This is a genomic window from Mesorhizobium sp. dw_380 (assembly GCF_018588885.1).
Classification (GTDB): domain Bacteria; phylum Pseudomonadota; class Alphaproteobacteria; order Rhizobiales; family Rhizobiaceae; genus Mesorhizobium.
The window spans coordinates 51,445-63,674 of sequence record NZ_JAFFIW010000012.1 but is presented as its reverse complement, the minus strand read 5'-3'; the positions used below and the strand labels follow the sequence as shown (position 1 = coordinate 63,674).

The 12,230-nt window shown below is 63.7% G+C and carries 11 protein-coding genes and 1 tRNA gene; 7 read left to right on the top strand and 5 right to left on the bottom strand.

Annotation, left to right across the window (positions count from 1 at the left end):
* Positions 1–109: 109 nt before the first annotated feature.
* Together JT360_RS14575 and JT360_RS14570 are read right to left on the bottom strand one after the other, a co-directional pair.
* Positions 110–185 (bottom strand) — tRNA-Ala (locus JT360_RS14575).
* A 171-nt stretch (positions 186–356) separates the two neighbouring features.
* The gene (locus tag JT360_RS14570) at positions 357–743 is read right to left on the bottom strand and encodes a TIGR02300 family protein (protein WP_214472357.1); all 387 of its coding nucleotides are present in this window, start codon (positions 741–743) and stop codon (positions 357–359) included.
* A gap of 207 nt (positions 744–950) precedes the next feature.
* Here JT360_RS14570 and aroA point away from each other — a divergent pair, with 207 nt between their 5' ends.
* The 3 genes from aroA (at position 951) to rpsA (ending at position 5,123) form a co-directional block, all read left to right on the top strand.
* Entirely contained in the window at positions 951–2,309 is a 1,359-nt protein-coding gene (aroA, locus tag JT360_RS14565) for a 3-phosphoshikimate 1-carboxyvinyltransferase (RefSeq protein WP_214472356.1), read from the top strand.
* A gap of 257 nt (positions 2,310–2,566) precedes the next feature.
* Positions 2,567–3,217, top strand: a complete 651-nt coding sequence (gene cmk / locus JT360_RS14560) for a (d)CMP kinase (RefSeq protein WP_214472355.1) — start codon at positions 2,567–2,569, stop codon at positions 3,215–3,217.
* 208 nt (positions 3,218–3,425) lie between these two features.
* Positions 3,426–5,123, top strand: a complete 1,698-nt coding sequence (gene rpsA / locus JT360_RS14555; protein ID WP_214472354.1) for a 30S ribosomal protein S1 — start codon at positions 3,426–3,428, stop codon at positions 5,121–5,123.
* A gap of 109 nt (positions 5,124–5,232) precedes the next feature.
* Here the strand turns inward: rpsA and JT360_RS14550 are convergent, their stop codons facing one another.
* The 3 genes from JT360_RS14550 to JT360_RS14540 form a co-directional block, all read right to left on the bottom strand.
* Positions 5,233–5,940 (bottom strand): SDR family NAD(P)-dependent oxidoreductase, encoded by a 708-nt coding sequence (locus JT360_RS14550; protein WP_214472353.1) that lies wholly within the window; start codon positions 5,938–5,940, stop codon positions 5,233–5,235.
* 240 nt (positions 5,941–6,180) lie between these two features.
* On the bottom strand, positions 6,181–7,800 hold the full coding sequence (locus JT360_RS14545) for a 5-guanidino-2-oxopentanoate decarboxylase (RefSeq protein ID WP_250888818.1): 1,620 nt from the start codon (positions 7,798–7,800) through the stop codon (positions 6,181–6,183).
* Entirely contained in the window at positions 7,797–8,645 is an 849-nt protein-coding gene (locus tag JT360_RS14540; protein ID WP_214472454.1) for a dimethylarginine dimethylaminohydrolase family protein, read from the bottom strand. The genes JT360_RS14545 and JT360_RS14540 overlap by 4 nt, the downstream gene beginning before the upstream one ends.
* Positions 8,646–8,860: 215 nt before the next feature.
* Here JT360_RS14540 and JT360_RS14535 point away from each other — a divergent pair, with 215 nt between their 5' ends.
* The 4 genes from JT360_RS14535 (at position 8,861) to JT360_RS14520 (ending at position 12,211) form a co-directional block, all read left to right on the top strand.
* A complete protein-coding gene (locus JT360_RS14535; RefSeq protein WP_502845467.1) occupies positions 8,861–9,676 on the top strand; it encodes an ABC transporter ATP-binding protein in 816 nt (271 codons plus the stop codon).
* Between the two features lie 56 nt (positions 9,677–9,732).
* The gene (locus JT360_RS14530) at positions 9,733–10,530 is read left to right on the top strand and encodes a transporter substrate-binding domain-containing protein (RefSeq protein WP_214472352.1); all 798 of its coding nucleotides are present in this window, start codon (positions 9,733–9,735) and stop codon (positions 10,528–10,530) included.
* Between the two features lie 158 nt (positions 10,531–10,688).
* On the top strand, positions 10,689–11,402 hold the full coding sequence (locus tag JT360_RS14525) for an ABC transporter permease (protein ID WP_214472452.1): 714 nt from the start codon (positions 10,689–10,691) through the stop codon (positions 11,400–11,402).
* Positions 11,402–12,211: an ABC transporter permease gene (locus JT360_RS14520; RefSeq protein ID WP_214472351.1), complete on the top strand. Its 810-nt coding sequence runs from the start codon at positions 11,402–11,404 to the stop codon at positions 12,209–12,211. Before JT360_RS14525 ends, JT360_RS14520 begins: the two co-directional genes overlap by 1 nt.
* The last annotated feature ends 19 nt before the right edge of the window (positions 12,212–12,230 follow it).

The following is a 12,230-nucleotide window of genomic DNA, read 5'->3' as shown; positions in this document are numbered from 1 at the left end:
CGCGACGGGTACCCTGGCCAATCAATCAGCTGAGAGTTGGCAATCACCTGAGATTTGGCAATCAGCTGAGATTTGGCGCCTAAAGAGGATCTGATGCCTGGAGAGTGACTGGTGGAGCCAATCGGGATCGAACCGACGACCTCTTGAATGCCATTCAAGCGCTCTCCCAACTGAGCTATGGCCCCACTTCCGGCAGTCACCGGCGCCGTTTCCGGCGAAGAGATCCGGCGCGGGTTGGAACACCGCGCCGTTAGTGCAGGCGGCTTCTAACCCCGCCTTTCGTCAATATCAAGCCTGAACACGGGCTTTTTATTCCAACGCTGCGAAAGCCGGCAAACGCCTTCGCGAAAGGCCGATCAGACCTCGTCGTCGTCGTCGCCGACGCCGATCATGTCAGCGACATCGTCATCTTCTTCTTCTTCGTCGGCGAGGAAGGTGTCGTCCTCGTCGTCGCCGAGGTCGACGTCCTCGTCATCGCCGAGATCAGGCAGATCGTCGCCCTTGACGTCATCGTCGGCCTCTTCGAGCGAGACGACCTCAACGCCCTCTTCGTCCTCCGCGTCGACTTCCTTCTCGACCACTTCCTCTTCCTCCTCGATGGCGGCGATCTTGCCCTCCTCGAAATAGGAACGCGGATAGGTCTTGCCGGTGTAGGGCGAGACGATCGGGTCCTTGTTCAGGTCGTAGAATTTTCGACCCGTCTCGGGGTCGATACGCTTTGTGCCAAGTTCGGTTTTTGCCACGGCAAGCCTCGTGAATAAAAGAGTGGTCCCCTTAACCACTGTTTGCTGCGCTGTCAAAGCCAAAAGCCGGCGGCACAAAACCATGCATTGAAAGGCCTCGCGGCAAGTGACGACCATGGGGATGACCATTTCGCCCCGCCGTGATACGAGACCGCCGCAACAAATGAAAAAGCGCCGGCCCGCCGGCATTCCGTCCAGGGAAATTCCATGTCTCACGCCGCCGCCCAGAAGTCGGCCACCGCCCGCAAGTCTCCAGCCCTTTCCGGCACGGCCCGCGTGCCGGGCGACAAATCGATTTCGCACCGCTCCTTCATGTTCGGCGGGCTGGCCTCCGGCGAGACCCGCATCACTGGGTTGCTCGAAGGCGAGGACGTGATGCGCACGGGTGCGGCCATGAAGGCGATGGGCGCGCATATCGAGAAGCGCGGCGCCGAGTGGGTGATCCGCGGCACCGGCAACGGCGCGCTCTTGCAGCCGGAGGGCCCGCTCGACTTCGGCAATGCCGGCACCGGCTCGCGGCTGACCATGGGCCTCGTCGGCACCTACGACATGGAAACGACCTTCATCGGCGATGCCTCGCTGTCGGGCCGGCCGATGGGGCGTGTGCTCGAACCTCTGCGCCAGATGGGCGTGCAGGTGCTGAAGGCCACACCAGGCGACCGCATGCCGATCACGCTGCATGGGCCGAAGCACGCCGCCCCGATCACCTACCGCGTGCCGATGGCCTCGGCGCAGGTGAAGTCAGCTGTCCTGCTCGCCGGTCTCAACACGCCGGGCATCACCACCGTCATCGAACCGGTGATGACGCGCGACCACACCGAAAAGATGCTGAAGGGGTTTGGCGCCAACCTGTCGGTCGAGACCGATGAGCGCGGTGTGCGCCACATCTTCATCGAGGGCCAGGGCAAGCTCACCGGCCAGACGATCGCGGTGCCGGGCGACCCGTCCTCGGCCGGCTTCCCACTGGTCGCCGCACTGATCGTGCCGGGTTCCGACGTCGTCATCGAGAACGTGCTGATGAACCCCACGCGTACCGGGTTGCTTCTCACTCTCCAGGAGATGGGCGGCCAGATCGACATTTTGAACCCGCGCAATGCCGGCGGCGAGGATGTCGCCGACCTGCGCGTGCGTTATTCCGAACTCAAGGGCGTCACCGTCCCGCCGGAGCGGGCGCCGTCGATGATCGACGAGTATCCGGTGCTCGCCGTTGCCGCCAGTTTCGCCGAGGGCGAGACGCTGATGCAAGGGCTGGAAGAATTGCGGGTGAAAGAATCCGACCGGCTGTCGGCCGTGGCCAACGGCCTGAAGCTCAACGGCGTCGACTGCACGGAAGGCGAGGCTTCGCTTGCGGTGCGCGGCAAACCGGGCGGCAAGGGACTGGGCGCCCATCCCAACGGCCAGGACACGACCGTGCAGACCCATCTCGACCACCGCATCGCCATGAGCTTCCTGGTCATGGGGCTGGCGACGGAAAAGCCCGTCACCATCGACGACCAGGCAATGATCGCGACGAGTTTCCCGGAATTCATGGGGCTGATGAAGGGACTGGGCGCGGAGATCGAGTGACAGTCGATGGATTGGAGCCAAACTGAAATCATGGCGGGACAGCGCCCCCCTCTGTCCTGCCGGACATCTCCCCCACGAGGGGGGAGATCAGCCTTCATCGCGACTTTAGCCAATCGCCGACGTCACAGGATCGATCAGCGCGCCAAAGCTGCCAATCTCCCCCCTCGTGGGGGAGATGTCCGGCAGGACAGAGGGGCGCGCGAAGGATCGCGACGCTCGTCATTTACATTGTGCCTTTCGACCGCCAAGGGTGGTCAATGACCTCAACCTTCACCATCGCCATCGACGGCCCAGCCGGCGCCGGCAAGGGCACACTGGCCCGACGGCTCGCCGACCACTACCGGTTGAACCTGCTCGATACAGGCCTGACCTATCGCGCGGTCGCCTATGCGCTGATCCAGCATGCGCTGCCGCTTGACAATGTGTCGGCGGCGGAGACCGCCGCCCGCCAGGTCGATCTGGCAAAGCTCGACCGAGCGGTCCTGTCAGCACATTCCGTTGGCGAAGCGGCCTCGAAGATCGCGGTTTATCCGACCGTGCGGCGCATCCTGGTCGAAAAGCAGCGCGAGTTTGCCAAGACGCCGCCGGGCGCGGTGCTTGACGGGCGTGACATCGGCACCGTCGTCTGTCCCGATGCCGACATCAAACTCTATGTGACGGCGAGTGCGGACGTGCGCGCGAAGCGTCGGCTGGCCGAAATCGAAAGCATCGGCGGCACCGCCAATTTCACCGAAATCCTCGCCGATATCGTGCGCCGCGACGAGCGCGACATGGGCCGTGCCGACTCGCCGCTGAAGCCGGCCGCCGACGCGCACTTGCTTGATACCAGCGAAATGGCTATAGAAGCCGCGTTTCTCGCGGCCATGGCTGTTATCGACGACGTGCTGGCCAAGAGAAACAAGGCCTGATCCGGGTTTTCTCCCACGTTTCCGTTGCCGGAGGCGAAGAAAATACCCATATCGGGCACGAACCAGCCTGCCAGCATTCTTGATGCGCCGGAATTGCCGCTTGAAGAGCGGCCCAGGGCTTTTTTAAGCCCGGAACGCCGGCAGGCCAACGCAACGCTAACCCACGGCGCCCGTCCCGCTTGAGATGCGGGGCACTCCAGGAGAAACAATGTCAGCTGCAAATCCCACTCGCGATGATTTCGCGAGCCTGCTCGAAGAATCTTTTACAACAGGTCATTCCGGCGAAGGTCAGGTCGTCAAGGGCACGATCACCGCGATCGAAAAGGACATGGCCATCATCGACGTCGGCCTCAAGGTCGAAGGCCGCGTGCCGCTGAAGGAATTCGGCGTCAAGGGCAAGGACACCACCCTCAAGGTCGGTGACACCGTCGAAGTCTATGTCGAGCGCATCGAGAACGCGCTTGGCGAAGCAATGCTTTCGCGTGAGAAGGCCCGCCGCGAAGAGAGCTGGGTCCGTCTCGAAGAGAAGTTCACCAAGGGTGAGCGCGTCGAAGGCGTCATCTTCAACCAGGTCAAGGGCGGCTTCACCGTCGACCTCGACGGCGCCGTGGCCTTCCTGCCGCGCAGCCAGGTCGATATCCGCCCGATCCGCGACGTTTCCCCGCTGATGCACAACCCGCAGCCCTTCGAGATCCTCAAGATGGATCGCCGCCGCGGCAACATCGTGGTGTCGCGCAGGACCGTGCTCGAGGAAAGCCGCGCCGAACAGCGTTCGGAAATCGTGCAGAACCTCGAAGAAGGCCAGGTTGTCGAAGGCGTCGTCAAGAACATCACCGATTACGGTGCGTTCGTCGACCTCGGCGGCATCGACGGCCTGCTGCACGTCACCGACATGGCATGGCGCCGCGTCAACCATCCGACCGAAATCCTCAACATCGGCCAGACGGTCAAGGTGCAGATCATCCGCATCAACCAGGAAACCCACCGCATCTCGCTCGGCATGAAGCAGCTCGAGAGCGATCCGTGGTCCGAGATCGGCACCAAGTTCCCGATCGGCAAGAAGATCAAGGGTACCGTCACCAACATCACCGACTACGGCGCGTTCGTCGAGCTGGAGCCCGGCATCGAAGGCCTCATCCACGTTTCGGAAATGTCGTGGACCAAGAAGAACGTGCATCCCGGCAAGATCCTGTCGACGACGCAGGAAGTCGACGTGGTGGTGCTCGAGGTCGATCCGGCCAAGCGCCGCATCTCGCTCGGCCTCAAGCAGACGCTTGAGAATCCGTGGGAGGCGTTCGCGCGCAGCCATCCGGTCGGCAGCCAGGTCGAGGGCGAGGTCAAGAACAAGACCGAGTTCGGCCTGTTCATCGGCCTGGAAGGCGACGTGGACGGCATGGTGCACCTCTCCGATCTCGACTGGACCCGTCCGGGCGAGCAGGTCATCGAAGAGTACAATCGCGGCGACATGGTCAAGGCGCAGGTGCTCGACGTCGACATCGAGAAGGAGCGCATCTCGCTCGGCATCAAGCAGCTGGCCCGCGACTCGGTCGGCGAAGCAGCGACTTCAGGCGAACTGCGCAAGAACGCCGTCGTCACCTGCGAGGTCATCGGCGTCAAGGATGGCGGTCTGGAAGTGCGGCTGGTCGACAGCGGCATCGAGACCTTCATCAAGCGCTCCGACTTGAGCCGCGACCGCGACGAGCAGCGCCCCGAGCGCTTCACCGTCGGCCAGAAGGTCGACGCCCGCGTCATCGCCTTCGACAAGAAGACCCGCAAGCTGCAGGTCTCGATCAAGGCGCTGGAAATCGCCGAGGAGAAGGAAGCCGTCGCTCAGTACGGTTCGACCGACTCCGGCGCTTCGCTGGGCGACATCCTGGGTGCCGCGCTGAAGAAGCAAGGCAACTAAGTCCTTCGCAACGCGAAGCCCTTCGCTACAGTCTCGAAAATCAAAAACCCCGCCGGAGCGATCCGGCGGGGTTTTTCATTGGTGAAGCCAATTCGCGACCGAAGCGAAGCTATGCCCGGCCGTAGAGCGGCACCAGCGTGCCGCTCATCGCCTGGTTGGCGGGGGAGGCAAGATAGGCGATGGCTTCGGCCGCCGCTTCGAGGCTGACCCATTTGGTGACATCGGCATCCGGCATGTCGGCGCGGTTGGCCGGCGTGTCGAGCGTCGACGGCGCCACGGCATTGACCAGAATGCCCTTGTGCTTCAATTCCTCGGCCATCGCCACCGTCATGGCCGCCACTGCCGCCTTGCTGGCGGCGTAGGCGACCTTGCCGGCTCCGCGCCTTGGGTCGACTCCGGCGCGCGCCGTGACATTGACGATCCGGCCCGCGGTGCCAGACGCCAGCATCGAGCGGATAGCCGCGCGGCAGCACAGGAACGCGGTGCGGGCATTGGTGTCCATCATCTCGGCAAAGGATGCCGATTCGATCTTTTCGACCGGCGCCTCGGTAAAGCCGCCGGCCAGGTGGATCGAGCCCCACAGACCTGGAACCTGGTTGTAAAACGCCTCGACCTTGGCGGAGTCCGAGAGATCGACATTGTGCACGAGGATAACGCGATCATGCGCGGCGAAGGGGAAATGCGCGGGCGCGGCGGCATGGGCATTGGGCACATGGCAGACAGCGCCCTCACCCAGCAGTTTGCCGACGACCGCACCGCCGAGGGCGCCGGTTCCGCCGGTCACCACGATATGCCTGCCTTGAAGTGTTTCCGTCATCCTGGGCCGCTCCTGTCATATTTTTATGATTTTGTCGCTTGTTGCGCCGCGCCGACGCGAAGCGTCGCGCCTTTTGTGCGATCACTCAAATGATATCTCGACATGGCAGTTGTCGCGTCTTTGCATGTGTCAGATCGCTGAACGAAGGCGGGCCGCCAGCGGCGCGGCTCGTGCCACGCAAAAGCCAAGCCGGCGAATGGGCCGACGCAGGTTTGAAAAATCAACGCCGGCCCGAAGGCTTCAATCGACGGTGATTTCGATGACGCGCGGCAATCCGGTTGCCTGGGCTCGCTTCAGCGCCCGCGGCAAGGCGCTGGTATCAGCCAGCCGTTCGGCGCCGATACCATAGGCTTCGGCCAGCTTGCAGAAGTCCGGCGGCGCCGGCGAGACGCCGACAGGTTCCACACCGACGTCGAGCATCGAGGTCTCGATCTCGCGATAGCCCCTGTTGTTCCAGACCACGAAGATGACCGGCGCGTCTGCATCAAGCGCGACACCCAGCTCTGGCAAGGTGAACTGGAAGCCGCCATCGCCGGTCAGGCAGACGACCGGCGCACCGGGCATGGCCAGCGCCGCGCCGATCGCCGCCGGCGGACCATAGCCAAGCGCACCGAATCCGGTCGCGGCGTTGAACCAGCCGCCTGGCCGGTCGTGATCGTAATAGAGGTTGGCAGCGTAGACCGGCTGGGTCGAGTCGCCGACGATGATGGCGCCCGGCAAGGCGTCGCGGATCATCTCCACGGCATGCACCTGCGCTGCGTAGGCTGGGCTGAGTTCGGCGAGCGCCGCCTTCCGTGCCGCAGCCGCTCGCCCTTCACCGCCCGGCGCGGTCACATGGGCGGAGCCGATCGCGGCGAGCAGGGCTTCGATTGCCTCGGCGCAGTCGGCCTGGATGCCAACGGTCACCGGGCGCCGCGCAAGCTGGTCGGCGCCGATGTCGATGCGGATCAGGTTGGCTGGCAGGACAAAACCACCATCGCCATAGCCATCATAGTCTGTCGGGCCGAATTCGGTGCCGGCTGCAATCACCAGATCGGCGTCCGCCATCAGCGCCCGGACCGCCTTCAGGCTTGGGCTGGCCGGCACGCAGAGCGGACGGCGGTGCAGCAGGCCGCGCGCGTTGGTGGTCTCCACCACCGGCGCGCCCAGTTTTTCCGCCAGGCGCCGCAATGGCGCTTCTGCACGCTTGGCGCCACCACCCGCCAGGATCAGTGGGCGACGTGCGGCAGCGATAAGTTCGGCAGCATTGGCAATAGCCGCGCCGTCCGGCGTCGGCGACGCCGCGTTGCTCAGCAGGGCAGCGATGCCGTCCGCCGGCTTGACCATGACATCGGTCGGGATCTCGATATGCACCGGGCCCGGCCGTGACGATGAAAACAGGGCGAAGGCCTGCGCCAGCGCACCGGGCAATTCGCTGGCCTCGGTGACGCGCCGCGACAACAGCGCCACCTTTTCCATCATGCCGCGCTGGTCGGGCAGCTCATGCAGGTAGCCCAGCCCCTTGCCCAGCGTCGGCATGGCGTTGACGCCCGAGATGACCAGCATCGGCACCGAATCGGCGCGCGCCTGGCCCATGGCGGTGATGGTGTTGGTCAGCCCCGGTCCGGTGATGACGAAGGCTACACCCGGCCTGCCGCTGGCGCGGGCGTAGCCGTCAGCCATGAAGCCGGCGCCCTGTTCGTGGCGCGGCGTGACATGGCGGATTTTCGAGCGCGCCAGTCCACGGTAGAGCTCGACCGTGTGCACGCCGGGAATGCCGAAGACGGTATCGACGCCGTGGGCCTCGAGCAGCGTGATGAGGGCTTCGCCGATGGTCGGCCGCCCAGGGGTTGTCCCAGTGGTCATCCCGGTGGTCATCATTGGCGCAGCACCGGTCGTGTCAGGCAGGTGGGACCTCCCTCGCAAGCGATGCACAGCGCATCGGCCTCGAAGGTGGAGACCGTGCAGCCGGCCGCTTCCATGGCAGCCGCTGTCCTGGGAAAGCCGGCAACGGCGATCACCTGATGGGGCGCGGTCGGCAGCACGTTGAGGCTGAGCCCGTTGGAGGCCATGAACTCATCTGCATCGCCTTCGACCAGCTTGATGCCGCGCGTGCGCAGCATCTGGTAAAAAGGCGCCGGCAAGAGCGGCGAATAGACCAGGGCCAAATCGTCGGCTAGCGGGCTGATCACCGACATCAGATGAAGGCAGGCCTCCTCGCCATGCCACAGCGGCAGATCGAAGCCATAGACCTGTATGCCCTTGGGCGAGAGCAGGTTGGCGAGCTGCTGGATGCCGTCCTGGTTGGTGCGCACGCCTCGGCCGACGGCCAGCGTGCTGGCATCGACCCAGACGCAATCGCCGCCTTCGATCTGGCCGGGATGCTCTATGCGGCCGAGAACGGGAATATCCATACGCTTGTAGGCGGCCTCATGCAGGCCGGGCTCGGGCCGGCGCAGCGCCTTGCCCATGGACAGGATGATGGCGCCATGATCCGTCATCAGAGATGGATCATGCGTGAAGACGGAATCGGCCAGCCCGTCATCGGTATCGGTCAGCCATTCGATCTCGGCGCCCGAGGCTGCGACAAGCTGCGTCAAATGGTCGTGCTGGGCAGCCGCCCTTTGCGCTTCGAAGCCCGGACCATAGTGCCATTCCGCTGCGCCAGCATGGCGCATGGCGCTCGACGCGGACCGCATCAGCACGCGTTTGAGCGGCCCTGCCATGGACTGCGACCCGTATGTTTTGCCCACTAAATTCTCCCGAAACATGCCTGCCGCCACTAACCACTACAGCAAGCCGTGATCAATGGTCCAAAAACCATGGTTGACGGAGGCAAGCGGAACGGTCCATCTTGAGAATGGGAACTCTGTCAGTGACGGGTAATGGGTAAAATAATCCAGCAGCGATGGGCTCGACCGCTCCGCGGAGTGCCGAAGGGATGATGGCGCAGGGCGCTGCACCCGTCCTCAAACACACGGCGCAGGACGGCGCCGCCGAAGCCATCCATGTCGAGAACCTGCACAAGAAGTTCGGTGAACTGCATGTGCTGAAGGGCGTGTCGCTGTCGGCGCGCGACGGCGAGGTGATCGCCATCATCGGCGGCTCCGGCTCCGGCAAATCGACGCTGCTGCGCTGCATCAACTGTCTTGAGAACCCGACCAGCGGCATCATCCGCGTCAATGGGGAGGAGATCAAGCTGAAGGCGGACAGCCATGGCCACACGGTTCCGGCGGACCGCAAGCAGATCGAGCGCATCCGCTCCAAGCTCGGTATGGTGTTCCAGAATTTCAACCTGTGGAGCCACATGACGCTGATCGAGAACGTCATCGAGGTTCCGGTGCATGTGCTCGGCGTCAAGCGCGACGAGGCGATCGCCCAGGCCGAAAAGCTGCTGGCGCGCGTCGGGCTCGCTGAAAAGCGCGACGTCTATCCAGCCTACCTGTCAGGCGGCCAGCAGCAACGCGCCGCAATCGCGCGCGCGCTCGCCATCAATCCACGCGTCATGCTGTTCGACGAGCCGACCTCGGCGCTCGATCCGGAACTGGTCGGCGAGGTGCTGAAGGTCATCGGCGACCTGGCGCGCGAGGGCCGCACCATGGTGCTGGTCACGCACGAGATGAAGTTCGCCCGCGAGGTCGCGACCCACGTCGTCTATCTCTACAACGGGCTTGTCGAGGAAGAAGGCCCGCCGGAGCAGATCTTCGGCGCGCCGAAATCCGAAAGGCTCAAGCAGTTCATCCGCAACATCGGCTAGGGACAGGCCGGGACGGAAGAAAACCGGGAACCAACAACAAACTGGGAGTCGTGAAAATGAAGACTGTTCTGAAGACGTTCGCCGCAGCGCTGCTGCTCGGCGTCGCCGCCATGGGCGTGGCCAAGGCTGATCCGGTCAAGATCGGCGTCGCCGCCGAGCCCTATCCGCCCTTCACCTCGCCTGACGCCTCGGGCAAGTGGGTCGGCTGGGAGATCGAGTTCATCGACGCCGTGTGCGCCGAGGAGAAACTCGACTGCGTCATCACGCCTGTCGCCTGGGACGGCATCATCCCGGCGCTGACGACCAAGAAGATCGACCTCATTGTCTCGTCCATGTCGATCACCGACGAACGCAAGAAGACCATCGACTTCTCGGACAAGTACTACAACACGCCGACGGCAATCATCGGGCCGAAGGACCAGAAATTTGGCGCCACGCCCGAAGACCTCAAGGGCAAAGTGCTCGGCGTCCAGGTGTCGACCACCCATGCCGTCTATGCCAAGAAGCATTTCGGCCCCACGGCCGCCGAGATCAAGGAATACCAGACGCAGGACGAGGCCAACCAGGATCTGGCCGCCGGTCGCCTCGACGCCGTGCAGGCGGATTCGATCGCGCTCGACGCGTTCCTGAAATCGGACCAGGGCAAGGCCTGCTGCGACCTGAAGGGCATGGTGGCGCCAGATCTCGAAGTGCTAGGACCGGGCGTCGGTGCCGGCGTGCGCAAGGAAGACACCGCCCTGAAGGAAAAGATCAACGCTGGTATCAAGGCGATCCGCGCCAACGGCAAGTATGAAGAGATTTCGAAGAAATATTTCGATTTCGACATCTATGGCGCCGACACCCAGTCGAACTGACGCCCTGCGCACGGCCCCGGAGAGCATGAGCTGATGTCATGCTCTCCGGGACTGCCTTTTCCATGCACGCTTGCCGCCGGCCGCTGGCGCCGGCGGATTGAGCCAGCACTTCGGGGGCGAAGCTGATCGACGCATTCCTTTCGGCCTCGGCGGCCGGCATCATCGAACTTCTCTCGCCCTACCCGCCGGGCTGGGGCGGAACCCTTTTGCTGGGACTGCTCCATTCGATCGAAATTGCGCTCGGCGCCACCTGCCTTGGTCTCTTGATCGGGACCGGCGGCGCCTATGGCAAGCTCTATGGCGGTCCGGTGGTACGCGATCTGTTGGCCGTCTACACCACAATCGTGCGCGCCGTCCCCGAGCTGGTGCTGATCCTGCTGCTCTATTATGCCGGAACCGACCTGATCAACCAGGCGCTGACGGCAATAGGCTATCAGCGCATCGACATCAGCGGCCTTGCCGCGGGCATTGCCGTGCTCGGTTTCGTCCAGGGCGCCTATTCGACAGAAGTCATACGCGGCGCGATCCTGGCTATTCCGCAGGGCCAGATCGAAGCCGCCCGTGCCTACGGAATGTCCCCCAGCCTGATGCTGCGGCGCATCACCTTGCCGGCCATGCTGCCGTTTGCCATACCGGGCCTTGCCAATCTCTGGTTGATCGCCACCAAGGACACCGCACTGCTGGCGGTCGTCGGTTTCTATGAACTGGCGCTGGCGACGCGGCAGGCCGCGGGCGTGACCAAGGCCTATTTCACCTTCTTCTTCGCTGCGGGCGTGCTTTACCTGCTGCTGTCGCTGTTTTCCAACTTCCTGATCGGCCGCGTCGAGGCCTGGTCTCGACGCGGCATGCCTTCGCTCAAGGAAGCGCGCTGATGGCCAACGAGGCAGCCATCATCAACGTTGCCGCGCGAACGTCGCTGTGGCTGCAGCCGCACCGCATCGTGCTGATCCTGGTCGCGCTGGGGCTGGTTCTGGGCGCCATATTCTACATGCGTTGGGACTGGCTGCCGCAATATTACGAGATGGGCCTGCTCGGCATCTGGCGGTCGCTGTGGATCCTGGCCGTCACCTGCGTGCTGGGGTTCCTGCTCGCCGTGCCCTTGGGGCTGGCGCAGGCGACAGGCTCGTTCTGGTTCGCCGCGCCAGCCAAGGTCTTCTGCACCGTCATCAGGGGAACCCCCCTGCTGATCCAGCTGTGGCTGCTTTATTACGGCCTGGGATCTTTGTTCCCGCAATATCCGTGGATTCGCGAATCCTGGATGTGGCCGTATCTCAGACAAGCCTGGCCTTATGGCGTGCTGGCGCTGACCTTGTCATTCGCCGGCTATGAGGGCGAAGTGATGCGCGGCGCCTTTGCCGGCGTACCCAAGGGACAACTCGAGGCCGCTCGCGCGTTCGGCATGAGCCGCTGGAAGATTTTTCGACGCATCTGGCTGCCGCAAGCCTTCTACAGGGCGCTGCCGACCCTGACCGGAGAGACCGTGCTGCAGCTGAAATCGACGCCGCTGGTGGCAACCATCAGCGTCATCGACATCTTCGCCGTCTCGTCCAAGGTGCGGCAGGACACCTATCTCACCTATGAGCCCTTGCTGCTGCTGGCGCTGATCTACATGACGATCACCGGTATCCTGGTCTTCGCCTTCAGCAGGATCGAGGCGCGGATCCCGAACAAGGTCGGCTAGGTTTCAGTGAGTAGCGAAT